At 66.0% G+C, this 24199-nt stretch carries 27 protein-coding genes and 1 tRNA gene; 12 read left to right on the top strand and 16 right to left on the bottom strand.

Annotated elements, in window-relative coordinates; translation table 11 throughout:
• Both HMPREF2581_RS31980 and HMPREF2581_RS12250 read right to left on the bottom strand, forming a co-directional pair.
• On the bottom strand, nucleotides 1-1275 hold a 1275-nt coding region (locus HMPREF2581_RS31980), incomplete at its 3' end, for a DUF6531 domain-containing protein (protein WP_256565200.1).
• 1404 nt (nucleotides 1276-2679) lie between these two features.
• Nucleotides 2680-2756 (bottom strand) — tRNA-Arg (locus tag HMPREF2581_RS12250).
• 119 nt (nucleotides 2757-2875) lie between these two features.
• Between HMPREF2581_RS12250 and HMPREF2581_RS12245 the strand changes: the two genes are divergently transcribed.
• From HMPREF2581_RS12245 to HMPREF2581_RS12230, 4 genes are all read left to right on the top strand, one after another.
• Entirely contained in the window at nucleotides 2876-3394 is a 519-nt protein-coding gene (locus HMPREF2581_RS12245; RefSeq protein ID WP_003091762.1) for a GNAT family N-acetyltransferase, read from the top strand.
• A 192-nt stretch (nucleotides 3395-3586) separates the two neighbouring features.
• Entirely contained in the window at nucleotides 3587-3865 is a 279-nt protein-coding gene (locus HMPREF2581_RS12240; RefSeq protein WP_003109295.1) for a hypothetical protein, read from the top strand.
• A gap of 88 nt (nucleotides 3866-3953) precedes the next feature.
• Nucleotides 3954-4100, top strand: a complete 147-nt coding sequence (locus HMPREF2581_RS12235; protein WP_003130258.1) for a hypothetical protein — start codon at nucleotides 3954-3956, stop codon at nucleotides 4098-4100.
• Between the two features lie 51 nt (nucleotides 4101-4151).
• On the top strand, nucleotides 4152-4337 hold the full coding sequence (locus HMPREF2581_RS12230) for a PA3371 family protein (protein ID WP_003091768.1): 186 nt from the start codon (nucleotides 4152-4154) through the stop codon (nucleotides 4335-4337).
• 38 nt (nucleotides 4338-4375) lie between these two features.
• On the opposite strand, the gene phnP is transcribed toward HMPREF2581_RS12230, so the two are convergent.
• The 13 genes from phnP to phnC form a co-directional block, all read right to left on the bottom strand.
• Nucleotides 4376-5146: a phosphonate metabolism protein PhnP gene (phnP, locus tag HMPREF2581_RS12225; RefSeq protein ID WP_003109294.1), complete on the bottom strand. Its 771-nt coding sequence runs from the start codon at nucleotides 5144-5146 to the stop codon at nucleotides 4376-4378.
• Nucleotides 5137-5694, bottom strand: coding sequence for a phosphonate metabolism protein/1,5-bisphosphokinase (PRPP-forming) PhnN (gene phnN, locus HMPREF2581_RS12220; protein WP_003109293.1), 558 nt, complete (start codon nucleotides 5692-5694; stop codon nucleotides 5137-5139). The genes phnP and phnN overlap by 10 nt, the downstream gene beginning before the upstream one ends.
• Nucleotides 5694-6857, bottom strand: a complete 1164-nt coding sequence (locus HMPREF2581_RS12215) for an alpha-D-ribose 1-methylphosphonate 5-triphosphate diphosphatase (protein ID WP_003113124.1) — start codon at nucleotides 6855-6857, stop codon at nucleotides 5694-5696. The genes phnN and HMPREF2581_RS12215 overlap by 1 nt, the downstream gene beginning before the upstream one ends.
• Complete coding sequence (gene phnL, locus HMPREF2581_RS12210; protein ID WP_003091778.1) at nucleotides 6847-7563, bottom strand: phosphonate C-P lyase system protein PhnL; 717 nt, start codon at nucleotides 7561-7563, stop codon at nucleotides 6847-6849. The genes HMPREF2581_RS12215 and phnL overlap by 11 nt, the downstream gene beginning before the upstream one ends.
• A 50-nt stretch (nucleotides 7564-7613) precedes the next feature.
• A complete protein-coding gene (phnK, locus tag HMPREF2581_RS12205; protein WP_003091781.1) occupies nucleotides 7614-8429 on the bottom strand; it encodes a phosphonate C-P lyase system protein PhnK in 816 nt (271 codons plus the stop codon).
• Nucleotides 8426-9310: an alpha-D-ribose 1-methylphosphonate 5-phosphate C-P-lyase PhnJ gene (locus HMPREF2581_RS12200; protein ID WP_003091784.1), complete on the bottom strand. Its 885-nt coding sequence runs from the start codon at nucleotides 9308-9310 to the stop codon at nucleotides 8426-8428. The genes phnK and HMPREF2581_RS12200 overlap by 4 nt, the downstream gene beginning before the upstream one ends.
• Nucleotides 9307-10407 carry a carbon-phosphorus lyase complex subunit gene (locus HMPREF2581_RS12195; RefSeq protein WP_003091786.1) on the bottom strand — a complete coding sequence of 367 codons (1101 nt, stop codon included), beginning with the start codon at nucleotides 10405-10407 and terminating at the stop codon, nucleotides 9307-9309. Before HMPREF2581_RS12195 ends, HMPREF2581_RS12200 begins: the two co-directional genes overlap by 4 nt.
• Complete coding sequence (gene phnH / locus HMPREF2581_RS12190) at nucleotides 10407-11036, bottom strand: phosphonate C-P lyase system protein PhnH (protein ID WP_003138236.1); 630 nt, start codon at nucleotides 11034-11036, stop codon at nucleotides 10407-10409. Before phnH ends, HMPREF2581_RS12195 begins: the two co-directional genes overlap by 1 nt.
• The gene (gene phnG, locus HMPREF2581_RS12185; RefSeq protein ID WP_003138234.1) at nucleotides 11036-11494 is read right to left on the bottom strand and encodes a phosphonate C-P lyase system protein PhnG; all 459 of its coding nucleotides are present in this window, start codon (nucleotides 11492-11494) and stop codon (nucleotides 11036-11038) included. The genes phnH and phnG overlap by 1 nt, the downstream gene beginning before the upstream one ends.
• A gap of 9 nt (nucleotides 11495-11503) precedes the next feature.
• Nucleotides 11504-12226 carry a phosphonate metabolism transcriptional regulator PhnF gene (gene phnF, locus HMPREF2581_RS12180; protein ID WP_003091792.1) on the bottom strand — a complete coding sequence of 241 codons (723 nt, stop codon included), beginning with the start codon at nucleotides 12224-12226 and terminating at the stop codon, nucleotides 11504-11506.
• A gap of 20 nt (nucleotides 12227-12246) precedes the next feature.
• The gene (phnE, locus tag HMPREF2581_RS12175; RefSeq protein ID WP_003091793.1) at nucleotides 12247-13041 is read right to left on the bottom strand and encodes a phosphonate ABC transporter, permease protein PhnE; all 795 of its coding nucleotides are present in this window, start codon (nucleotides 13039-13041) and stop codon (nucleotides 12247-12249) included.
• 67 nt (nucleotides 13042-13108) lie between these two features.
• Entirely contained in the window at nucleotides 13109-14113 is a 1005-nt protein-coding gene (gene phnD, locus HMPREF2581_RS12170) for a phosphonate ABC transporter substrate-binding protein (protein ID WP_003138232.1), read from the bottom strand.
• A 52-nt stretch (nucleotides 14114-14165) separates the two neighbouring features.
• The gene (gene phnC, locus HMPREF2581_RS12165; protein ID WP_003130253.1) at nucleotides 14166-15002 is read right to left on the bottom strand and encodes a phosphonate ABC transporter ATP-binding protein; all 837 of its coding nucleotides are present in this window, start codon (nucleotides 15000-15002) and stop codon (nucleotides 14166-14168) included.
• Nucleotides 15003-15362: 360 nt separating this feature from the next.
• Here phnC and amrZ point away from each other — a divergent pair, with 360 nt between their 5' ends.
• From amrZ to tsaA, 4 genes are all read left to right on the top strand, one after another.
• The gene (amrZ, locus tag HMPREF2581_RS12160) at nucleotides 15363-15689 is read left to right on the top strand and encodes a transcriptional regulator AmrZ (protein ID WP_003091802.1); all 327 of its coding nucleotides are present in this window, start codon (nucleotides 15363-15365) and stop codon (nucleotides 15687-15689) included.
• A 153-nt stretch (nucleotides 15690-15842) separates the two neighbouring features.
• The gene (locus HMPREF2581_RS12155) at nucleotides 15843-16208 is read left to right on the top strand and encodes a DUF2784 domain-containing protein (protein ID WP_003091804.1); all 366 of its coding nucleotides are present in this window, start codon (nucleotides 15843-15845) and stop codon (nucleotides 16206-16208) included.
• A 97-nt stretch (nucleotides 16209-16305) separates the two neighbouring features.
• Nucleotides 16306-17076, top strand: coding sequence for a 3-oxoacyl-ACP reductase RhlG (gene rhlG / locus HMPREF2581_RS12150; protein ID WP_003138231.1), 771 nt, complete (start codon nucleotides 16306-16308; stop codon nucleotides 17074-17076).
• A 52-nt stretch (nucleotides 17077-17128) separates the two neighbouring features.
• Complete coding sequence (gene tsaA, locus HMPREF2581_RS12145) at nucleotides 17129-17824, top strand: tRNA (N6-threonylcarbamoyladenosine(37)-N6)-methyltransferase TrmO (protein ID WP_003138230.1); 696 nt, start codon at nucleotides 17129-17131, stop codon at nucleotides 17822-17824.
• Between the two features lie 6 nt (nucleotides 17825-17830).
• On the opposite strand, the gene HMPREF2581_RS12140 is transcribed toward tsaA, so the two are convergent.
• On the bottom strand, nucleotides 17831-18133 hold the full coding sequence (locus HMPREF2581_RS12140) for a heme-binding protein (RefSeq protein WP_003130248.1): 303 nt from the start codon (nucleotides 18131-18133) through the stop codon (nucleotides 17831-17833).
• Between the two features lie 60 nt (nucleotides 18134-18193).
• Between HMPREF2581_RS12140 and HMPREF2581_RS12135 the strand changes: the two genes are divergently transcribed.
• The 4 genes from HMPREF2581_RS12135 to HMPREF2581_RS12120 all read left to right on the top strand — a co-directional run.
• Entirely contained in the window at nucleotides 18194-18607 is a 414-nt protein-coding gene (locus HMPREF2581_RS12135) for a VOC family protein (RefSeq protein ID WP_003130247.1), read from the top strand.
• 228 nt (nucleotides 18608-18835) lie between these two features.
• Nucleotides 18836-20983 (top strand): transcriptional regulator NosR, encoded by a 2148-nt coding sequence (gene nosR, locus HMPREF2581_RS12130; RefSeq protein WP_003138229.1) that lies wholly within the window; start codon nucleotides 18836-18838, stop codon nucleotides 20981-20983.
• Between the two features lie 43 nt (nucleotides 20984-21026).
• A complete protein-coding gene (gene nosZ, locus HMPREF2581_RS12125; protein WP_003138228.1) occupies nucleotides 21027-22937 on the top strand; it encodes a TAT-dependent nitrous-oxide reductase in 1911 nt (636 codons plus the stop codon).
• Nucleotides 22934-24199: nitrous oxide reductase family maturation protein NosD (locus HMPREF2581_RS12120; protein ID WP_070867335.1), on the top strand; the 1266-nt coding region annotated here is incomplete at its 3' end. The genes nosZ and HMPREF2581_RS12120, both read left to right, overlap by 4 nt.

Here is a 24199-nt window from a genome sequence, read left to right as displayed (position 1 = left end):
GGTGGTCAGGTTGCCGTTGTTGTCGCGTTTGCTGCTGAGCAGGCCGCGTTCGTCATAGGTAAAGGTGGAATTGCTGCTGGGGCAGTTGGGAGAGGGTTCGCCTTCGATGGCGACGATGCGCTTGATGCCCTGGATCACCTGGAAGCGGTAGGTGGCCTGCTTGCCGTATTCGTTGGTGACGGTGGTGGAGCCGTCATCGTTGTAGGCGAGGGAGACCTTTTCGGCGCCGTTGGCGTGTACGCTGGAGATGGCGCGGCCTTGGTCGTCGTAGGTCCAGGTGGCGAAGCGGCGATTGTTGTTATCCAGGATGCCTGTAAGTAGTTTTCCGTTCCTCGGGTCGTCATAGAGGTACTGTGTTTTCGTGCTGTATTGCCCATCTGTTCGTGTTACCGAAGTGAGTCGCTGTTCCTTGTCGTATGTGTACTCAATGGATATACCCCCTGTCTGAGCGCGCAGGAGTTGATGGTTGGCTCCCTCCGAGAGAACGAGCTTGTTGCCATGCTCGTCGCTAATCGTAAGACTAGCGCCTCGCTCTACACGATACTTGCGACCTTCCTTGGTGGTGAGTTTAATGAGTACTCCATTCTGGTCGAACTCCATCGCGTCGTTGAGTTCGGAGGCATATATAAATCCCCCTGGTAACCGGCTGAGTCTACCCAGGTCTGTGATGGAGGTTAGATCGCTTCCCGATCCCGTGAACTCCGAGACCTTTCCGTCTTCGCGGTAAAGTAGGTAGCTATCATCCTTGCGGGTTATACGCGCAGAATACGAATGTCGCCACAAGCCGTCCAGGCCGTTGTAGTGTCGGGCAAGCGGAATCGGGGTTATTAAGTCATGCTCGACCTGATATTTGTTGCCATTGGTGATATTGACCGGGTTTCCTGCGCAACCCTCCGGCGGCGGAGCCCCCTTGCCGGGGCCATTTTCATCTGGAAGCTTACAGCCAATATCATCCATTTCATAGCCCGGACGACAATCACAAGTCCCTGTTTCAACATTAAGCTCAGCGCCCAGCGGGCAGCTATCGCCCTTAAGATAAACAACAGTATTAAAAAGAATCCAATCACCAGAACGAACCACACAATAGAAAACCTTGCCCGCCTCAATTGGATTTGACGAAGGCTCCATAACAAAAACCCGACCAGGATCCTTGGAAAAACTGCTAAAATAAAGATCACAGCCAGCCGTAGGTGATGAAACTTTCCTACCAAAATAACTCATGTACCAGTAATAATATTCAGCCCTAGCGCCCTGAGAAAAGAACAACGCGAGCATTAAACATGCTACAGAAAGTAGCCTCCCCTGGGTTAATAGACTTGCCTTAATCCTCATGTATCCTTTCTCCAGGCAATAAAAAGCCCGGCCCACTATCGCAAAACCGGACAAACATGGTGCAGAGTGATTCGTGGACGTACTTAGCGCGCCCAGTCCTCTCCCTCGCGTCTCGCTGTTAGAAGATCGAACGGATTTGATGAGCACCTACAAAGAACCTCCATTTCCTGCCACATCCCTGTTCGCAATGGAGCCCCCTCGATCATCTACCCGGCTTACTACTGGCCCCAAATCCAGTGCCGATCATATCCGGCAGTCGAGTTTCGTATAGATGTTCACTGTATTCCGTGAGCCAGTCTTAAGAACCGACGGCGTTTACGCAAATTTCTGTCCGTGATCCAGACGGGAGCAAGCGCGCGGCCAAGGTGATTAAGCCAGGAATCTACCGACCTCGGACGAGGTGGCGCAGTCGGCCTGCCTTGCGGCCACCGTCGGGGGCAAAAACTCCAATGGAGGACGGCCAATGAGGATACCGTCCCGCTATGCCCAAGGACGATGAAACGACACCCCGGCAAAACCGGAAAATCGCCAGTTTGGATCTCCTGCAATGCAGGAAAACTCCCGGTATCTCGCCCAGGCTAAAGGACACAAAACGTTCTTTTGAGCTGGTGACGTTTCAGGAGAGGGTCGCGCGACCGTGCCCACAATTTTGAGGAGACAGTCAGGCACCGCAGATCACGACCACTACTAATGGGGGAAAGTGAGAAAAACCTACCTTGTCGGACCCACCTCCGAGGGATCCCTCCCGATACGGGTACAAAAGCGTGCCCGTCGCATGTGCCGGAGACTTTCCCGCCATATACCGGAAGATTTTCCGGCATGGCTTGGCCAGGATCTGCAATGATTCCGCACTCCCCCTACGGCCAGAGTCCGGAAAGTTTCTGGTCCCTCCTGATCGGCGGAAAATTCCGCCTATCTCCAGCACCTCATCCGCCTGGATGCGATCTGCCGGCACCGCCCTCAGGCACACCATCACATCGAGCCCAAACCTCGACGTAATGGCACTAGGCTAGAACTGCCCGGAAAACCACAATGAGGACGTGCTCTCGATGAAGGTGAAAGATCTCGAAGCTGCATCCAGCGATGCGCTTGGTAGGGTATTCGGAGGATTAAGACGCGCGCGAAGGTCGCGATGAGAAGGGAAAGCGAGGATCGAGCTTACCGGGAGCGGCGCAGGCCACCCGGTTGTCCTGCTGGCGCTGACGACAGACATTTGAGCTGGCCGGCATGGAAAAGCCCCGTCTGAGCGATTCAGGACGGGGCTTTCTTTTAGGCTTACTGCACCCACCATGCCCCGACAAAGAACTGGCCCAGGAGAAGCGATTTGCGGTAAGTGCCCGATATATTTGGCGTCCCGGAGAGGGGTCGAACCTCCAACCTTCCCCTTAGGAGGGGGATGCTCTATCCAATTGAGCTACCGGGACACGCCGGACATGGCGAGCGGTGCGCCGCGTCCGGGCGGCATGTTAACGGCAGAGAAAGCGTTTGTCATGCCACTGCCACCAAGGCTGCGCATAATTTTCCGCAACCCTGGAGGTGCAGCATGAACCAGACCGTCGCCATTCCCGCCGCACAGGACCTGCCGGACGCCCCGCGCCAGCCGCGGATACCGGACTCCCCCTTCGCCAGCTTCGACGTGCGGATCGCCAGCGAGCACGACGCGCCGCGCCTGTCGTTGCTGCTACAGCAACTCGGTAGCGCCGATCCGCGCCCGGACCCGGCGTTGCTGGCCATCCAGCTGCAACGACCGCGCGGCGACCGGGTCACCCTGGTGGCCGAGCGCGGCGAGCGCCTGCTCGGCACCTGCACCCTGCATCTGATCGAACACCTGGCGCACGATTTCGCCCGCTCGGCGATTCTCGAAGACATGGTGGTCGACCGCCACGCCCGCGGCCAGGGCGTAGGCCGCGAGCTGATCGGCCGGGCCGTGGAGCGCGCGCGCAGTTGGGGCTGCTACAAACTGGCGCTTTCCAGTCACCAGGACCGGGAAACCGCGCAGCGCTTCTATGCCGCGCTAGGGTTCACCAGCCACGGCGTAAGCCTGGCGCTGCATCTGGGCTGACATCATCATGCATTTTGCAACCGGCAAAATGCCCATCCGTGCAAAGTGCATGTGAGAGAGTCTCGGACACATATATAATTCATTGATTTAAAAGGATTTTTTATAGAAAAAAGTTGGCACAACCGCTGCTACAAGACCCTCAGGATCAAACCTTGGCCATCTGCCTGGCAAAGCTACGAAATGGAGGTGAACATGAGCAGCTCACGCAACCTGGTCGGCACCGGACTTCTTTCCCTGCTGGCTCTCGTAGTCTTCCAGAACAGCGCACTGGGCGACGAGGACAGGACGCAGGAACGCAACGGCGAAAAGCCGGTAGTGCTGGACAGCAACGCAACACCGCAGTGGGCACCCGCTGCGCAGCGACTGGTGATCCAGGCGCCCGAAGAATCCCCGCGCATCGTCACCGTAGGCGAGGACGAGCGCGGCACGGCGCTGGTGACCGCGGCCGACGAACAGGCCTGGACATTCTGACGAAGCAAGCGCCGGGAGACCGGCATCCAACGACGCTACACCGCCGCACAGGTCCCCGGGATGCTGGCGGGCGGAAGGGAGAAAGAACATGTGGATCCTGGCTTTGCCGCTGACCGCCCTGGCCCTTTCGGTCGGCGTCTACGGGCTGCTCTGGCTGATAGAGCGCGGAGGAGAAGAATATCCAGCGAGGCTTCCGCTGAGCGACAAGGGCGCCACGGAACCTCGGCGCCACTGAGCCGGCACAAGGAACAGCGAGCCCGACGGAGAGGGCTCCGGGAGTGAAACCATGTCACGATCCGCCGTCATTCTTCTGTTCGTGGTGATCGCCAGCGCGATCCTGGCGCTGAGCCTGCCGCCCGATGCCACCCTCCTCGCCTGGTGCGCCTGGGGACTGCTGGGCATATCCGGCGCCTGGCTGCTGTTTGCGCTGGTGGTAGGTCGGCGAATCCGCTTCGATCCCAGCCTGGACTGATTTCGCCCACAACGCCTTGCCGGGCGCTACAGCGTCGCTCACAGCGGCAGGCACATCCCGTCGTGTGCCAGTTCCACCCCCTCGGGCAACGCAGCGGGGTGGTCCAGCAGCCAGGCGTCCAGCGCATGCCCGACGTGAGTCAACACGGCCCGCCGGGGACGCAGCGATTCGATGCACTCCAGTGCCCGCGTCAGGTCGTTGTGGTTGCGCGGCGGCCGCTCCTGCGGCGGCATCGAGCAGTCCAGCACCAGCAGGTCCAGCGGCGCCGCGAGCAATCGCGAGGCGCTGTCCGCCGGCAGCCCGACGGTATCGGTGAGGTAGGCCAGACGCCGTATCGTTCCCTCCTCGGAAGCCCCCTCCAGCAAGTAGCCGAAGGTCGGCTTCGAGTGGACCAGCGGTAGCGCGGTCGCCGCCAGCGCGCCCCACTGGCGCCGCTCGAAGGCGCCGAAGGGCTGGCTGAAATCGAGGATGCCCGGATGCTTGTAGAGGTCGGCGAGGCCCTCCGGGTCGGCCGGGCCATGCACCGGGATCACCAGGCCCTGGCCCCAGCGCAGGTGCAGCAGGCCTTGGGCGTGGTCGGCGTGGTAATGGGTCTGGAGGATGCCGTCGAGGCTATGGGGCGGGAAGCGCTCGCAGAGATCGACCAGGCCGCTGTCGATCAGCCAGCGCTGGCCGGCGCACTCCAGCAGCGCGCTACAGGGACGGCGACGCAGGCCGGCGTCGGCGCGGGCGTTGCGACAGGCCGGGCAATCGCAACCGTAGACCGGCACCTGGCGGGCATCGCCGGTGCCGAGCAGGGTCAGGCGCATGCGCGGTCGCTGCCGAGACGGGCCAGGAGGCTGCGTAGCGTGTCGTCGAGGTCACCGGAGTTGTCCAGTTGGAACAGCGGGCCCTCCAGGCCGGCGGCGAACTCGGCGTTGCGCGCCAGGCGCGCCTCGATTTCCTCGGGGCTTTCCCGGCCGCGCGCCAGCAGGCGCTGGCGCAGCACCTCGGGTTTCACCCCGAGCAGGACCGCGAGCAGATCCGGATAGCGCCGGCGGGCCTGCGCCAGGTAGCCGCGCGAGCCGTTCACCAGCACGTCGTAGCCCTGCGCCAGCCACTCGTCGATCTGCACTGGGATGCCATAGCAAAGGCCGTTGGCGCGCCAGCTCATGGCGAACGCCGAGGCCCGCTCGAGGGTGTCGAATTGCGCCGGGGTCACCGCCTGGGCGTCCTCCCCCACCGCTTCCGCGGAGCGCGTGATCACCCGCCGCACGATACGGCAGCCGCGCAGCGCCAGGGGCTCGCGCGCGGCCTGCAACAGGCTGTCCTTGCCCGAGCCGGAAGGCCCCATCAGATAAATCAGTCTGCCTGTCATCAGAACACTCTCTGCCCGCCGCGCCAGACCTGGCGCACCACCGGCTGGTTGTTGCCGAGCGCCCGCGCCTGCAGCAGATCGGCGCGCAGGCCGACGCGGATTTCGCCACGATCGGTCAGCCCGGCGGCCAGCGCCGGGGTACGGCTGACCATCGCCACCGCGCGCGGCAGGTCGTAGCGGATCGCATCATACTCGCTGTGCTCGCCGGCGAGCAGCAAGGCCGCATGCAGCAGGCTGGCCGGATAGTAGTCGCTGGAAAGGATATCCAGCACGCCGATTCCCGCCAGTTGCGCCGCCGCCACGTTGCCCGAATGGGAACCGCCGCGGACCACGTTGGGCGCACCCATCAGCACCTGCAGGCCGTGCTCGTGGCTGGCCCTGGCGGCCTCCACGGTGGTCGGGAACTCGGCGATGGCCATGCCGTAGCCGGCCGACTCGCGGACATGCGCGAGGGTCGCGTCGTCATGGCTGGCCACCGACAGGCCGCGTCCCTGGCAGACATCGACGATGGCCGCACGGGCGGCGTCGCTGTAGCGCTCGGAGTTGGCTACCTGCTCGACGATGAAGGCGTCCATCTCGGCATCGCTCAGGTGGTACTTGCCCTGGTAGTACTCGCGGTACTTCTCCAGCCTGGCGAACTGGCGCTGGCCGGGGGCGTGGTCCATCACCGAGACCAGTTGCACCAGCGGATGCTCGACCAGTTCGCGGAACACCTCCAGCGTCTGCGGATGGCTGACCTCGCAACGCAGGTGCAGGCGATGGTCGGCGCGCGCGTCGCCGCTGGCGGCGGCCTCGCCGATGGCCTCGAGCATCTTCGGCAACTGCTGCATGCGCTTGCCCTTGGGGTTGACGTCGCCGATGGACAGTGCGTCGAACACCGTGGTGATCCCCGCGGAGACGATCTGCGCGTCGTGCGCCAGCACCGCCGAGGCCGACGGCCAGTCGACGCCGGGACGCGGGGTCATGTGCTTCTCCAGGTTGTCGGTGTGCAGCTCGACCAGGCCGGGCAGCAGGTAGTCGCCCCCCAGGTCCTCGGCCCCGGCCAGGTGACTGCGGCCTTCGTCGACCGCGGCGATCAGGCCGTCGCGCAGCAGCACGCTGCCGACGAAGACCCGCTCGGCGCTGACTACCCGGGCATTGCTGAGAACGCGTTCAGACGACATGGGCTTGCTCCTGGCGGGAAAGCTCCTGGCTCATGTCCAGGTAGCGGCTGGCCACCGCCTCGCGGGCGGCGCGGTCGTGGAAGATGCCGATCAACGCGGCGCCGGCGCCCTTGGCTTCGCCGATCAGTTCCAGCACTACCTGGCGGTTGGCTTCGTCGAGGGACGCGGTCGGCTCGTCGAGCAGCAGGATCGGCCACTCGACCATGAAGCCGCGGGCAATGTTGACGCGTTGCTGCTCGCCGCCGGAAAAGGTGCCCGGCGCCAGTTGCCAGAGGCGTTCCGGGATGTTCAGCCGGGCCAGCAGGCTGCGCGCCCGCAGTTCGGCGCTGTCGCGGCTCCAGCCACGGGCCAGGGCCGGCTCCATGACCACGTCGAGGGTCGCCACCCGCGGGATCACCCGCAGGAACTGGCTGACGTAGCCGAGGGTCTGGCGGCGCACGGCGAGCACCTCGCGAGGCTCGGCGCCGACCAGTTCCAGCCAGTCGCCGGCGTGGCGCAGGCGGATGCTGCCGCCGGCCGGCAGGTAGTTGCCGTAGAGCGTGCGCAGCAGGGTGCTCTTGCCGGCGCCGGAGCGTCCGTGGAGCACCAGGCATTCGCCGCCGGCGACATTGAAGTTGAGCCCGCGCAGCACATTGAGCACTACGCCCTGTTGCTGGTGCAGGGTGAAGGTCTTGCTGAGGTCGCGGACCTCGATCAGGTTGTTCATCGCTACTTCTCCGGGCGCCCGTCGCGCGGACCGGCGCCGACGCTTTCGGCTCAGGGTTGCAGGACCGACGACACCAGCAATTGCGTGTACGGATGCTGCGGGTCGTCGAGAATCTGGTCGGTGAGACCGGCTTCCACCACCCGCGAACGGCGCATGACCATCAGGCGGTCGGCGAGCAGGCGCGCCACCGCCAGGTCGTGGGTGACGATCACCACCGCCAGGTCCAGCTCGCGCACCAGGCCGCGCAGCAGGTCGAGCAGGCGCGCCTGCACCGACACGTCGAGGCCGCCGGTGGGTTCGTCCATGAACACCAGGCGTGGCGCCGAGACCAGGTTGCGGGCGATCTGCAGGCGCTGCTGCATGCCGCCGGAAAAGGTTCGCGGCAGGTCGTCGATGCGCAGCGGATCGATCTCCACCTGTTCCAGCCAGTCCAGCCCGGCCTGGCGCAGCCGACCGTAATGGCGCACGCCCTGGGCCATCAGCCGTTCGCCGATGTTGGCGCCGGCGGACACGCCCATGCGCAGGCCGTCGCGCGGGTTCTGCTCGACGAAGCCCCACTCGGTGCGCAGCAGGGTGCGCCGCTCGGCTTCGCTGGCGGCGTAGAGGTCCAGCCAGCGGTCGCCGTCGTCGCGGTAGGCGACCGTGCCGGCGTCCGGCGGACAGCGTCCGGAGAGCAGCGAGAGCAGGGTCGACTTGCCCGAGCCGGACTCGCCGACGATGCCCAGCACTTCGCCGGGATAGAGATCGAAGTCGACCTCCTGGCAGCCCTTTTCCGGCCCGTACAGGCGGGTCAGGCCGCGCACCGAGAGCAGCGGCCGGTCGCGCGCGTCGAGGCTCGCATCGATGGATTCGCAGACCGCGTTCATTGCGCGTCCTCCCCTTCTTCCTGGCGGGCACGCCGCTGCGTGCAGTAATCGGTGTCGGAACAGACGAAGCGCTTGCCGCCACGGTCGTCGACGATCAGTTCGTCCAGGTAGGACTCGTGGCTGCCGCAGAAGGCGCAGCTTTCCTCCCAGCGCTGGACCTCGAAGGGGTGGTCCTCGAAGTCCAGGCTCGCCACCCGGGTGAACGGCGGCACCGCGTACAGGCGCTTCTCGCGACCGGCGCCGAACAGCATCAGCGCCGGGTTCATGTCCAGCTTGGGGTTGTCGAACTTGGGAATCGGCGAGGGATCCATCACGTAGCGCTCGTCCACCGTCACCGGGTAGGCATAGCTGGTGGCGATGTGGCCGAAGGTGGCGATGTCCTCGTAGAGCTTCACGTGCATCACCCCGTAGTCGTTGAGCGCATGCATGGTCCGGGTCTCCGCCTCGGAAGGCTCGATGAAGCGCAGCGGCTCGGGGATCGGCACCTGGTAGACCATGATCTGCTCGCCGCTCAGGGCGGTTTCCGGTATCCGGTGGCGGGTCTGGATCACCGTCGCCTCCGGGGTCCGTTCGGTGGTGGCGACCCCGGCGGTGCGGGCGAAGAAACGCCGGATGGATACCGCGTTGGTGGTGTCGTCGGCGCCCTGGTCGATCACCTTGAGCACGTCGTCGGCACCGAGGATGGCCGCGGTCACCTGCATGCCGCCGGTGCCCCAGCCGTAGGGCAGCGGCATCTCGCGGCCGCCGAAGGGCACCTGGTAGCCGGGGATCGCCACCGCCTTGAGCAGGCCGCGGCGGATCATGCGCTTGGTCTGCTCGTCGAGGTAGGCGAAGTTGTAGCCCTGCTCCGGCGCGGCGCTGGCTTGCGGGGAAAGGCTCATGCGCGCTTCTCCTGGACAGTGGGTTGCGCGGATTCGGCGACGCCGGGACGACGCAGCTTGCGAATCAGCTCCAGCTCGGACTGGAAATCGACGTAGTGCGGCAGCTTCAGGTGCGAGACGAAGCCACCGGCCTCGACGTTGTCGCAGTGCATCAGGACGAACTCTTCCTGCTGCGCCGGCGACACCACCTCCTCGCCGTATTCCTCGGCGCGCAGGGCGCGGTCGACCAGGGCCATGCCCATCGCCTTGCGCTCGGCGTAGCCGAAGGCCAGGCCGTAGCCACGGGTGAATTGCGGCAGCTCCTCGCGGGAACCGACGAACTGGTTGACCATCTCGCACTCGGTGACCTCGATCTCGCCCACCGGCACCGCGAAGCCGAGTTCCTCGGGCTCCAGCCAGACCTCGCAGGCGCCGATGCGGATCTCCCCGGCAAACGGATGGTTGCGGCCGTAGCCGCGCTGGGTCGAATAGCCCAGGGCGAGAAGGAAGCCCTCGTCGCCGCGGGCCAGGGCCTGCAGGCGCTGGGCGCGGCCGGTGGGGAAGTCGAGCGGCTCGCGGGTGATATCCGGCACCGCGCCGGGCAGTTCGTACTCCGGCGTCATCAGGCCTTCCCGGTCGAGCAGGCCGAGCACGCGCGGACAAGGCTCCAGGGACGCGCCCCGCTCCACTTCGGGGCCGGGGTAGTCGCCCTCGGCGAGCAGGCTGAAGTCGAGCAGGCGATGGGTATAGTCGAAGGTCGGACCGAGCAGTTGCCCGCCCGGCAGGTCCTTGTAGGTCGCCGAGATCCGCCGTTGCAGGCGCATCCCGGCGGTATCCAGCGGCAGGCTGGCGGCGAAGCGCGGCAGCGTGGTGCGGTAGGCGCGGAGGAGGAAGATCGCTTCCATCAGGTCGCCGGCCGCCTGCTTGATCGCCAGTGCCGCCAGTTGCTCGTCGTACAGCGAACCTTCGGTCATCACCCGCGACACGGCCAGTGGCATCTGCTGGCGGATCTGCTCCACCGACAGCTCCGGCAGCGCGGTATCGCCGCGGCGCTTGCGCGCCAGCAGGCGATGGGCGTTGTCGATGGCCTTCTCGCCACCCTTGACGGCTACGTACATCAGGCCACCTCCTCGACGGGTTCGCTGACCCGGGTACTGCGTGGCAGGCCGAGGATGCGCTCGCCGGCGGCGAAGAAGGCATCCAGGCCCCTGGGGAATTCGGTGCGTGCGGCGCGCTGCGCCCAGAACCCGGCGCTCACCGGCAACGCCACCTGGCGCACCTCGGCGATACCCGGTCCGCGCCACTCCAGCGAGTCGCCACCATCGAGGCCGGCGAGCTGGATCAGCAGGGTGCAGGACTGGTCCGGATAACGGTCGCTGCCGCTGTCGAAGCCGCTCAGGTCGTCCAGCTCGCCTTCGTCGAGCAAGGCGAACAGCGCCTGCTCGCGCTCGGCGACGATCGGGCAGCCGCAATGGAAGGCCAGGTTGGCGCGCAACGTCGGGCTGTCGAGACCCGGCGCCAGCCACAGCGGGGTGTCAGAGTCGAGGAAGCTCAGGCACAGTGCGTAGCTGGCCGGTTGCAACGCGGCCAGCGCCGGTGCGCGGTCGAGGTTGCGTACCAGCCCCGGTTCGGCGAGGGCCTTGAGCGCCGCGCGGAAACTCCGCTGGGCGTCCAGGACCGGGTCCTGGAACGCCGGTTGCAATAGCGCGGCGGTATCCGCCGGGCTGGGAAGCGAAGCGCTGGTCATCAATCTTCTCCTCGGACCAGGGTGAAGAACTCCACCTTGGTAGTGGCGATTTCCGCCTCCTGGGCGGCGCGGCGCTCGGCCTGGGTGCGGGCCAGCGGTTCGATCAGGCGCGCCTGCCAGGCCGCCGCATCGGCGCCCTGCAGGTGCGCGTCGGCCAGGGCGGCCAGTTCGGCGTGGCGCTTGTCGCGCCCGGCGACATAGCTGTAGCCGGTACGTCCGTCAGCGAGGCGGACCACGCAGCGGGTCACGGTCATCTCGCCGAAGTTGAACGGGCTGCCGGTGCCGCCCATGCGTCCGCGCACCAGGGTCATGCCGGTCTCGGCGGCGCGCAGCAGGTGATAGTCGGCATCGCGCAGGGCGTCCGCATGGGCGTCCAGCTCCTCGCGACGGGCGCGGGCGAGCACGCCCATCCAGCGCTGTCGTGCGGCGATGGTGGGATCGGAATGCAAGGCGGTCATGGGCTTCTCCTAGGGGGCGACCTGGTACTGGAAGCGATCGGCGCGGCTGATCGACTGGGCCAGTTCCACCGGTTGGCCGGTACGGTCGCGGGACAGGGTGAGGACGGTGAGCAACGGCGCATGGCGGGGCATCAGCAGGCGCGCCGCCTCCTCGCGGTTGGGCAGGCGCGCACCGATCAGGCTGTAGGTGCGGGTCAGCGGCAGGCCTTTGTCGGCCAGGTAGCGACGCAGCGAACCGCCCTGGTAGTCGGCGAGCAGCTCGCTGCGGGAAACGGCGTAGCAATGGCGGATCAGGCTCACCGGCTGGCCGTCGAGGTAACGCAGGGTGGTCAGTTCCAGCACCCGCCCGCCCTCGCCGATCCCCAGGTGGGTGGCCTCGGCGGCGCCGGCCGGACGCTGGCGCGCCTCCAGCAGCCGGGCCTCGACCCGGTGGCCCTGGGCCGAGAGCGACTCGGTGTAGGCGTTGGCGGCGCCCATCGGGTAGATCGTCGGCGCCTCCAGGACCTGGGTGCCCTTGCCCTGGCGCCGCAGCACGCGGCCTTCGAGCACCAGTTCGTCGAGCGCCCGGCGCAGGGTATGGCGGTTCACCGCGAAGCGCTGGGCCAGCTGGATCTCGCCGGGCAGGTAGTCGCCGGGGCGGTAGGCCAGCAGTTCCTGGCGCAGCCGTTCGGCCAGTTCGCGGTACAGCGGTTCGCTTTGTCTAGACAAGTGCATGGTTTGGAAAGGGCGCACCAGGCGCCCTCCTCGCGTCGTCAGATGAACAGCTTGCGCAGGCGTTGTGACAGAACGTCGATCAGGCTCACCACCACGATGATGACGATCAGCACGGCGCAGGTCTGGCCGAACTGGAAGCCGCGGATGGCCTCCCAGAGGATCACGCCGATGCCGCCGGCGCCGACCATCCCGACCACGGTGGCGGAACGCACGTTGGACTCGAAGCGGTACAGCGAATAGGAGATCCACAGCGGCAGGACCTGCGGGATGACTCCGAAGATGACCTCCTGCAGGGCGCTGGCACCGGTGGCGCGGACGCCTTCGACCGGACCGGGGTCGATCGCCTCGACCGCCTCGGCGAAGAGCTTGGCGAGCACCCCGGTGGTGCTGATGAACAGCGCCAGCACGCCGGCGAACGGGCCCAGGCCGACGGCGACCACGAAGAGCATGGCGAAGACCATCTCGTTGATCGAACGGCAGGCATCCATCACCCGCCGCACCGGCTGGTAGACCCACCAGGGCACGATGTTCTCGGAGGCCAGGATCGACAGCGGGATAGCGCAGACGATGGCCAGCACCGTGCCCCAGAGGGCGATCTGCACGGTGACCAGCATCTCGCTGAGGTAGAGCTTCCAGTTGCCGAAGTCCGGCGGGAAGAAGTCGGCGGCGAAGGTCGCCATGTTGCCGGCGTCGCGGAACAGCACGGCCGGGTTCATTTCCGCGCCCTTCCAGGACCAGGCGAGGATGGCGAGGAACAGGCCCCAGCCGACCAGGCGTCCCCAGGATGGCTTGCCGGTGGCGGCCGCCGCGGCGGTGGTGCTCAGAGTGCTCATATCGGGAATCTCGACAGCGGTATTGGCGAATCGGGTGGGGCGCGGCGCCGGCCGCGCCCGGGGTGGATCAGCCGGCGTTGGCGGCGGTCTTCTGCTCGCGCTCGGCCATGCGTTTCTCCAGCTTGGCCAGCTCCTCGTCGAGGGCCTTCAGCTTGGCGGCCTTCTCCTCGGCGCCGAGGTTGGCGTTGTTCGCCACGTCGGTGCGCTGCTTGAACAGCTCGAGCTGGCGGATCGGCAGCAACTGGTCGTCGTCGGAGGGCTGGAACTTCGACCATTGCAGGTCGGCGAGGACCTTCTTCTGCTCGGCGTTGGCGCCGTACTTGAAGAAGAAGTCGCGCAGCTTGTTCTTCTGCTCGTCGCTCAGGTTGTTGCGCCACACCAGCGGGTCGCCCGGGATCAGCGGCGACTTCCAGATCACCTTGAGCTGCCTGGCCTTCTCCGGCTGGGTCAGTTCCAGGCGCTCCATGCCCTCGGTATTGAAGGTGGCGACGTCGACCTGCTTGTTGGCCACCGCCAGGGCGTTGACCTCATGGCTGGAGTTGAGGGTGCGCTTGAAGGCCTTGACCGGGTCGACGTTGTTCTTGGCGAACACGTAGTAGCCGGGCACCAGGTAGCCGGACGTGGAGTTCGGATCGCCGTTGCCGAAGGTCAGGCTCTTGGCGTTCGCCAACATGTCCTCGACGCTGTCGATCTTGCTGTCCTTGTTGGCGATCAGCAGGCTCCAGTAGCCCGGCGCGCCGCTGGCGGCGACGGTCTGGGCGAAGATCTCGCCGTGGGCGCGATCCACCGCTTCCATGGCGGCCTTGTTGCCGTACCAGGCGATGTCGACCTTGTCGAAACGCATGCCCTGGATGATCCCGGCGTAGTCGGGGGCGAAGAAGGCCCTCACCTGGTAGCCGGTCTGCTGGCTCATGTCCTTGAGGAAGGGCTCCCAGATGCTCTTGAGGTTCTGCGACGACTCGGTGGAGATGATCCCGAAATTGATCACCGGCTGGTCGGCGTGCGCCATCCCGGCAAGGGAGCCGGCGAGCAGGGCGGAAGCCGCGAGCACACGACTGAAGCGTTTCAACATGGAGAGAACTCCTGGGCAGGGTTTGGCGGGTTTTTATGCGGTTCGAATGACGTCAGGCGCGCGCGAGGGTCAGTTCCGGCTGGCTCTCCGCCCCGCGCCGGGCACGGTCGGAAAACAGCAACGGGGTGTCCCCTTCGGCGCCGTAGAGTTCGTTGAGGAAGCCTTCGGAAAGGTGCTCGCTGCTGCCGTCGAAGAGGATCCGGCCGCCCTTCAGGGCCACCGCGCGCGGGCAATAGCGCAACGCGTAGTCGACCTGATGCAGGGTCACCACCACGGTCTTGCCGTCGTGGCGATTGATGTCGGCGAGGATGTCCATCACCTTGCGCGCCGACTCCGGGTCGAGCGAGGCGATCGGTTCGTCGGCGAGAATCACCTCGGCCTTCTGGGTCAGGGCGCGGGCGATGGCTACGCGCTGCTGCTGGCCGCCGGAGAGGGTCGAGGCGCGCTGCCCGGCGAAATCGGCCAGGCCGACCCGCGCCAGCGCTTCCAGGGCCTGGCGCTTCTGCTCGGCGCTGAACAGCCCCAGCGAACCGCGCCAGCGCGGCATGCGACCGAGGAAGCCGAGCAGGACGTTGTCCAGCACGCTGAGGCGGTTGACCAGGTTGAACTGCTGGAAGATGTAGCCGATGTCGGCGCGCAGGCGGCGCACTTCGCCGCTCAGGCGACCGGACGCCTGCAGGCGGCGACCCAGCACGTCGATGCTGCCGCCGTTGTCGCGGTCGCAGCGGGCGAGCCCGGCGACGTGACGCAGGAGCGTGGATTTGCCGGAGCCGGATGCACCGATCAACGCCACCATCTCGCCCGCCTGGATCTCCAGCTTCAGGTTGAAAAGCGCCTGCTTGCGGGCAAAGGTCTTGTTCAGGCTGTCGACACGGATCACCGCGCTCATCGTTCTCCCCTCCAATCGGTTGCACGAAGACGCCAGCGGCGCCATCTGGTGTAGACCAAGATAGGAGGAGACTGTGTCAGACCGGTGAAGTGACGATGACAGTCGAGTGACAATCCATTGAACGACCGATGGTCAGAAGGCCATCATCTAACCCCAGTAAAAAACTAGGCTTTTGTTGAATCGCTCGCATTTCAGATAGCTGGTACTGGCAAAACGCCGTCACGCAACGCACAATTGACGTCAACTAATTGTTGTTTCCGAAATAACAGACTGAACGGCTGGCGGAAATCGTGGTCATAGGCCCGAGAACAATGAACGCTTCCTCGGCACCGCTTTTCCCTGACTCTACAGGTTCAATGTATGCGCCCACTGAAACAGGCAACTCCTACCTACTCCAGCCGTACCGCTGACAAATTCGTCGTTCGTCTGCCCGAGGGCATGCGTGAGCAGATCGCAGAAGTCGCTCGCAGCCATCACCGCAGCATGAACTCCGAGATCATCGCCCGACTCGAGCAGAGCCTGCTCCAGGAAGGGGCGCTGCAAGACAATCTCGGTGTTCGCCTGGACAGCCCGGAACTCAGCCTGCACGAGCGCGAGCTGCTGCAGCGTTTCCGCCAGCTGACCCACCGTCAGCAGAACGCGCTGGTCGCCCTGATCGCACACGATGCGGAGCTGGCCCAGGCCTGAGCGCCGAAGCCCACGCGTAGCGCTTGAAATGGCCGGCATTCGCCGGCTTTTTCTTTATGGATGGCCCAACCATGGGCGAGTAACCGCAAGGCGGTTATCCGCCGGCCCCTGTAGCGGTGGCGTTATCCCTCCAACGCCACGAGGGAGAGCCGAATGAGCTATCGCCTGGCCGCCGATGCCCTGGTCTGGCTGCACCTGGGCTTCATCCTGTTCGTCCTGTTCGGCGGCCTGCTGCCGTTGCGTTGGCCACGCCTGGCCTGGCTGCACCTGCCGGCGGTGGCCTGGGGGTGCGCCGTTGAGTTCCTCGGCCTGCCCTGTCCGCTGACCCCGCTGGAGAATCGTCTGCGCCGGGCCGCCGGGGACGCCGGCTACAGCGGCGGCTTCGTCGAGCACTACCTGTTGCCGCTGATCTATCCCGCCGGCCTGACCCCGGCGGTGCAATGGATCCTTGGCGCCATCGTTCTGCTGGTCAACCTGATCGCCTACCTGTATCTGTGGCATCGCCGCAGTAGCCGCTGAGCCACGGATGCCACGTCATTCCGTATCTGGATAGTGCTGCGCCGGCAGCGAGGCGAATCGTAGGCTGGTCACCCCTGCCCAGCCCGGAGTGTTTCCCATGCATCCCTATTTCAGCCTCGCCGGCCGCGTCGCCCTGGTCACCGGCGGCAGCCGCGGCATCGGCCAGATGATCGCCCAGGGTCTTCTCGAAGCCGGCGCCCGCGTCTTCATCTGCGCACGTGACGCAGAGGCCTGCGCCGACACCGCCACACACCTCTCGGCCTACGGCGATTGCCAGGCGATCCCTGCCGACCTTTCCAGCGAAGCCGGTGCCCGGCGCCTGGCGCAGGCGCTCGGCGAACTCAGCGCGCGGCTGGATATCCTGGTGAACAACGCCGGCACCAGTTGGGGCGCAGCGCTGGAAAGCTATCCGGTGTCCGGCTGGGAAAAGGTCATGCAGCTCAATGTCACCTCGGTGTTTTCCTGCATCCAGCAACTGCTGCCGCTGCTGCGCCGCTCGGCCAGCGCGGAAAATCCGGCGCGAGTGATCAACATCGGCTCGGTGGCGGGCATCAGCGCCATGGGCGAACAAGCCTATGCCTACGGGCCGAGCAAGGCCGCGCTGCATCAACTGTCGCGGATGCTGGCGAAGGAACTGGTCGGCGAGCACATCAATGTCAACGTGATCGCTCCCGGACGCTTCCCGAGCCGCATGACCCGTCACATCGCCAATGACCCGCAGGCACTGGAGGCGGACAGCGCGTCGATTCCCATGGGCCGCTGGGGTCGCCCGGAGGAGATGGCGGCGCTGGCGATCAGCCTGGCCGGCACCGCCGGCGCCTACATGACCGGCAACGTGATCCCCATCGACGGCGGTTTTCATCTCTGAGCGCCGCCAATCCGGGTAACATGACGCCCCCGACCGCTCGCCTCGTCCCGCCATGACCCACAGCGTTTCTCCCATCGGCTACATCCGCTCCTGCTTCATGGAGAAGTTCGCCATCCCGCGCCAGCCGCTGCTCGCGCCGGCGGCGCGGGGGACCCTGGAACTGCTGCCGCCGTTCGACCAGGTGGAAGCGCTGGAAGGCCTGGAGCAGGTCAGCCATGTCTGGCTGCTGTTCCTCTTCCACCAGGCCCTGGAAGACAAGCCGCGACTGAAGGTGCGCCCGCCGCGCCTGGGCGGCAACCGCTCGCTGGGAGTCTTCGCCACCCGCGCCACCCATCGGCCGAACGGCATCGGCCAGTCGGTGGTGCGCCTGGAGGGCTTCGAAGCGGGGCGCCTGTGGCTGTCCGGAATCGACCTGCTCGACGGCACCCCGGTACTCGATATCAAGCCCTACGTACCCTACGCCGACGCCGTGGCCGACGCCCGCAACGCCATCGCCGACGCGCCGCCGCCGGGCATCGCCGTGGAGTGGAGCGAGCAGGCGCGGCGCCAGGCCCATGAGCACGGCCAGCGGTTGCGGCAGCCGGTGGCCGAGCTGATCGAGCAATGCCTGGCCCAGGACCCGCGTCCGGCCTACCAGAAGCCGGAGCCCGGGCGCCGCTACGGGGTGCGCCTGTGGGACCTCGACGTGCATTGGCACTACCCGCGCCCGGACCTGATCCGCGTGCTGGACGTCGCCCGCGGCGACTGAGCCTTCTCAGCGCAGCGGATTGAGCGCCAGCGCGTCGCTTTCGAAGACTTCCTGTTCGAGGATCAGCGGCTCGACCAACGGCCGGCTGTCGCGGAAATGCGCGGTGCGGGTGTGCGCCTCGTAGGCCGCGTCATCGCGATAGATCTCGTAGAGATAGACCAGGTCAGGGTCCTGTCGGTCGCGGGAAACGTCGAACACCAGGCAGCCGGGCTCGGTGGACACGGAAGCGGCGGCGTTGACCTGGATGGCATCGATGAAAGCCTCGGCGCAGCCGGCCCTGAGGCGGGTCTTGATAAAGATGCAGTACACGGAAACTTCCTTTTGTTTTAGATTTACAAAATTATTGTATACAAAAAAGGAAGCAAACCCATGTCCGACCGCCCTGCCCGCCCCTCCCGCCTCAACGGCCTGCGTCACCTCGCCCTGCTGGTGCCCAACCTGGAAGAATGCGAGCGCTTCTATATCGACGTGCTGGGCATGGAAGTGCTGAACCGCGCCAACGAAGACCTGGTGTATCTCACCTGCGGCAACGACAACCTTTCCCTCGGCCGCGCCCACGCCGCCAGCAACGGCCTGCAGACCATGGATCACTACGGCTTCGTCGTCGACAGCGTGGAGGAACTGGAAGCCTGGTACCGTTACCTGAAGGCGCTGGGCGTGACCCTGCTCGACCAACCCTTCGACCACGGCGACGGCGCGCGCAGCTTCCACCTGCTCGACCCGGCGGGCAACAAGGTGCAGCCGCTGTACCATCCGGCGGTATCCGGGCAGCGCCTGGCCTGAGCCTCGGGCAGCCCTCTCCCCCTCTCCCTGAAGGGAGAGGGGCGACTCGGTACACTCAGTGCCAGCAACCTCGCTGGCTCCTCATCTCCACTTCTTGACTTTCATCAAGCGCGTTCCGCCCCCGCACCTCCTAGCATCCGGCAACGGAAGCGATTCCACCGCCAGGCGCAGACCCCACCGCAGCGCGGCGTCCCTTTTTTCGCCGGTAGCCAGTAGTAGATGGAACCTATGCGCGCCCTTCGTTTTTCCGCCGGATCGTGGCGGTGTGTCTTCGCCTGGATGCTCCTGCTGGTCGGCCTCGCCGCCCAGGGTGCCGAACTCAGCGAGTTGGAGCGTCTGCGCATCGCCCAGGTATTCCCCGCGGTCGAGCGGATCGGCGACCCCGAAGGCGACTACGGCGTACGCCGCCTGAGCAAGGGCGAGGAAACCCTCGGCTACGCCTTCCAGACCCTCAGCGTCACCGACATCCCGGCCTACTCCGGCAAGCCGATCAACCTGCAGGTGATCCTCGATCCGCAGGCGGTTATCCGCGACGCCTACGTCCTCGAACACCACGAACCGATCCTGCTGATCGGCATCCCGGAAGAGAAGCTGCACGCCTTCAGCGCCAGGTACGACGGCGTGCGCGCCGACCAGCGGGTGGTGGTCGGCCGCTCCAGCGACCCGCAGGCGGTTACCGTCGACGCGGTGAGCGGCGCCACGGTGACGGTGATGGTGGTCAACGAGATCGTCATGCGCGCCGCACATACGGTGGCGGTTTCCCTCGGCCTGATCGAGGACCGCGGCAATGTGCGGCCCAAGCCGGCGCAGGTGCGCCAGCAACCGGCAGCGACGGCGAGCTGGAGCGAATTGCTCGGCAACGGCGCGATCCGCCGCCTGCAGTTGAGTCGCGGGCAGATCGACGACGCCTTCAAGGGCAGCGAGGCCGAAGGCATCGGCGAAGCCGACGCGGCGCACCGCGACGAGCCGTTCATCGATCTCTACAGCGCCCTGCTCAACCCTCCCGCGGTGGGCCGCAGCCTGCTCGGCGACAACCAGTACCGCGAACTGATGGCGTCGCTGAAGCCAGGCGAATACGCCTTCGTCGTGCTCGGCGACGGCGAGTATTCCTTCAAGGGTTCCGGCTACGTGCGCGGTGGCATCTTCGATCGGGTCCAACTGCGCCAGTTCGGCGACATCATCAGCTTCCGCGACCTCGACTACCAGCGCCTGTCGGACGTCTACGCCGAAGGCATGCCGGAGTTCCGCGAGATGGCGATCTTCGTCGCCCGCGCCAGCCAGCGTTTCGATCCGGGCTCGCCCTGGACCCTGGAGTTGCTCGTGCGGCGCCAGACCGGCCCGGTGGCGGGGGTATTCACCAGCTTCGAGCTGGCCTGCCAGACGCCCGAGGAATACCTGGAGCGGCCGCAGCCAACGGCCGAGGAACTGGCCGCCCTGGAAGAGGCTGCCCGGCCGCTGTGGCTGCGGGTCTGGTACCAGAAGAGTTTCCAGGTCGGGGTCCTCTGTACCGCCCTCGTCCTGCTCCTGGCGATCCTCTTCCTCCAGGACCGCCTGGTGCGACGGCCGCGCCTGATGCAGCGACTGCGCACCGGCTACCTGGCGTTCACCCTGGTCTACCTGGGCTGGTACAGCCTCGGCCAGCTATCGGTGGTCAACGTGCTGACCTTCGTCCACGCGCTGTTCGAAGGCTTCCGCTGGGAGCTGTTCCTCAGCGACCCGCTGCTGTTCATCCTCTGGACCTTCACCGCAGCCAGCCTGCTGCTCTGGGGCCGCGGCGTGTTCTGCGGCTGGCTGTGCCCGTTCGGTGCGCTACAGGAACTGCTCAACGAACTCGCGCGCAAGCTCCGCGTGCCGCAGTTCCAGGTGCCGTTCGCCGTGCACGAGCGGCTCTGGGCGATCAAGTACATCATCCTGCTGGTGCTCTTCGGTCTCTCCCTGGAATCCCTGGCGCTGGCCGAGCAGGCCGCGGAGGTGGAGCCGTTCAAGACCGCCATCACCCTCGGCTTCGACCGCCAGTGGTGGTTCGTCGCCTACGCTGTCGCGCTGCTGGTGGTCAACCTGTTCACCCGCAAGGTCTATTGCCGCTACCTCTGCCCGCTGGGCGCGGCCCTGGCGATCCCGGCCAAGGCGCGCCTGTTCGACTGGCTCAAGCGCCGCGCGGAATGCGGCAAGCCGTGCCAGCTCTGTGCCCGCGAATGCGAGATCCAGGCGATCCATCCGGACGGCCGCATCGAGGCCAACGAATGCCACTACTGCCTCGACTGCCAGATGACCTACCACGACCAGGACAAGTGCCCGCCGCTGGTGAACAAGCGCAAGAAGCGCGCGAAGAGCGCGCCGGCGGACAACGCGCGGATACCCGCGGAGAACCTCTGACCTGGCTCCCTTTTCCCCTGACTGCCCTTGAGGACGACACGAGATGAGCGACGACACGAAAAGCCCCCACGAAGAAACCCATGGCCTGAACCGCCGCGGCTTCCTCGGCGCCTCGGCGCTGACCGGAGCCGCCGCCCTGGTTGGCGCCAGCGCCCTGGGCAGCGCGGTGGTCGGCCGCGAGGCCCGGGCCGCGGGCAAGGGCGAGCGCAGCAAGGCCGAGGTCGCCCCCGGCGAACTGGATGAGTACTACGGGTTCTGGAGCGGCGGACATTCCGGCGAAGTACGCGTGCTCGGCGTGCCGTCGATGCGCGAGCTGATGCGCATACCGGTGTTCAACGTCGACTCGGCCACCGGCTGGGGCCTGACCAACGAGAGCAAGCGGGTCCTCGGCGACGGCGCGCGCTTCCTCAACGGCGACTGCCACCATCCGCACATCTCGATGACCGACGGCAAGTACGACGGCAAGTACCTGTTCATCAACGACAAGGCCAACAGCCGGGTCGCGCGCATCCGCCTGGACGTCATGAAATGCGACCGCATCGTCACCATTCCCAACGTCCAGGCGATCCACGGCCTGCGCCTGCAAAAGGTGCCGCATACCCGCTACGTGTTCTGCAACGCCGAGTTCATCATCCCCCATCCCAACGACGGCTCGACCTTCGACCTGTCCGGCGACAACGCCTTCACCCTGTACAACGCCATCGACGCCGAGACCATGGAAGTGGCCTGGCAGGTGATCGTCGACGGCAACCTCGACAACACCGACATGGACTACAGCGGCAGGTTCGCCGCCTCCACCTGCTACAACTCGGAGAAGGCCGTCGACCTCGGCGGCATGATGCGTAACGAGCGCGACTGGGTGGTGGTGTTCGACATCCCGCGCATCGAGGCCGAGATCAAGGCGAAGCGCTTCGTCACCCTCGGCGACTCGAAGGTGCCGGTGGTCGACGGCCGGCGCAAGGACGGCAAGGACAGCCCGGTGACCCGCTACATCCCGGTACCGAAGAACCCCCACGGGCTGAACACCTCGCCGGACGGCAAGTACTTCATCGCCAACGGCAAGCTCTCGCCGACCTGCACCATGATCGCCATCGAGCGCCTCGGCGACCTGTTCGCCGGCAAGCTGGCCGACCCGCGCGACGTGGTGGTGGGCGAGCCGGAACTGGGCCTCGGCCCGCTGCACACCACCTTCGATGGCCGAGGCAACGCCTATACCACGCTGTTCATCGACAGCCAGTTGGTGAAGTGGAACCTCGCCGACGCGGTGCGCGCCTACAAGGGCGAGAAGGTCGACTACATCCGCCAGAAGCTCGACGTGCAGTACCAGCCGGGGCACAACCACGCCACCCTGTGCGAGACCAGCGAAGCCGACGGCAAGTGGATCGTGGTGCTCAGCAAGTTCTCCAAGGACCGCTTCCTGCCCACCGGTCCGCTGCACCCGGAGAACGACCAGTTGATCGACATTTCCGGCGAGGAAATGAAGCTGGTCCACGACGGTCCGACCTTCGCCGAACCGCACGATTGCATCCTCGCCCGCCGCGACCAGATCAAGACCCGCAAGATCTGGGACCGCAAGGACCCGTTCTTCGCCGAGACGGTCAAGCGCGCGGAAAAGGACGGCATCGACCTGATGAAGGACAACAAGGTCATCCGCGAGGGCAACAAGGTCCGCGTCTACATGGTCTCGATGGCGCCCTCCTTCGGCCTCACCGAGTTCAAGGTGAAGCAGGGCGACGAAGTCACCGTGACCATCACCAACCTCGACGAGATCGAGGACGTGACCCACGGCTTCGTCATGGTCAACCACGGCGTCTGCATGGAGATCAGCCCGCAACAGACCTCGTCGATCACCTTCGTCGCCGATAAGCCCGGGGTGCACTGGTACTACTGCAGCTGGTTCTGCCACGCCCTGCACATGGAAATGTGCGGGCGGATGCTGGTGGAAAAGGCTTGATCCACTCAGCGCGGTCGATGGCCGGGCGCCGGGCGGGACCGCTCCTCGCCCTGCTCCTGCTCGGCCTCGCCACGGCCCGCGCGGAGCCGGTCGACGGCCTGCCGCTGCGGGCCGACGGCGATGGCCGCTGGAGCCTGGCGGCGGGCCGCTACGCCGGCAACTTCGTCATCGACCGACCGCTGCACCTGCGCTGCGAGGCCGGCGCCGAACTGGACGGCGGCGGCCACGGCAGCCTGCTGACCCTGACCAGCCCCGGGATCACCGTCGAGGGCTGCCGGCTGCGCAACTGGGGGCGCAACCTGACCGAACTCGACGCCGCGATCTTCGTCGGCAAGGCCGCCAGCGGCGCCGTGATCCGCGGCAACGACCTGCGCGGCGCGGGCTTCGGCGTCTGGCTCGACGCCACGGCGGGCGCGCAGGTGCTCGACAACCGCATCGAGGGCGACGAAAGCGTGCGCTCCCAGGATCGCGGCAACGGCATCCACCTCTATGCGGTGAAGGACGCCCTGGTCCGCGGCAACCGGGTCAGCCACACCCGCGACGGGGTCTACATCGACACTTCCAACGACAGCAGCATCGAAGCCAACCGCTTCGAGGAGCTGCGCTACGGCGTGCACTACATGTTCACCCACAACAGCCGGGTGATCGACAACCTGACCCGGCGCACCCGCACCGGCTACGCGCTGATGCAGAGCCGCAAGCTGACCGTGACCGGCAACCGCTCCATCGACGACGAGAACTACGGCATCCTGATGAACTACATCACCTACTCGACCCTGGCCGGCAACCGCGTCGAGGGCGTGCGCAGCGGCAGCACCGGTGACGCGATGATCTCCGGCGCCGAGGGCAAGGCGCTGTTCATCTACAACTCGCTGTTCAACCGCATCGAAGGCAACAGCTTCGCCGACAGCGCCCTGGGCATCCACCTCACCGCCGGCTCGGAGGACAATCGCATCGCCGGCAACGCCTTCATAGGCAACCGCCAGCAGGTCAAGTACGTCGCCAACCGCGAGCAGGAGTGGTCCGCCGACGGCCGCGGCAACTACTGGAGCGACTACCTGGGCTGGGACCGCGACGACGACGGTCTCGGCGACGTCGCCTACGAGCCCAACGACAACGTCGACCGGCTGATCTGGCTGTACCCGCAGGTACGCCTGCTGTTGAACAGCCCGAGCATCGAGCTGTTGCGCTGGGTCCAGCGCGCCTTCCCGGTGGTGCGCTCGCCCGGCGTGCGCGACAGCCATCCGCTGATGCGGATGCCC

This window comes from Pseudomonas sp. HMSC057H01 (assembly GCF_001836405.1).
Classification (GTDB): domain Bacteria; phylum Pseudomonadota; class Gammaproteobacteria; order Pseudomonadales; family Pseudomonadaceae; genus Pseudomonas; species Pseudomonas aeruginosa.
The sequence above is the reverse complement of the archived record's forward strand: the minus strand, read 5'-3'. Positions and strand labels throughout refer to the sequence as shown.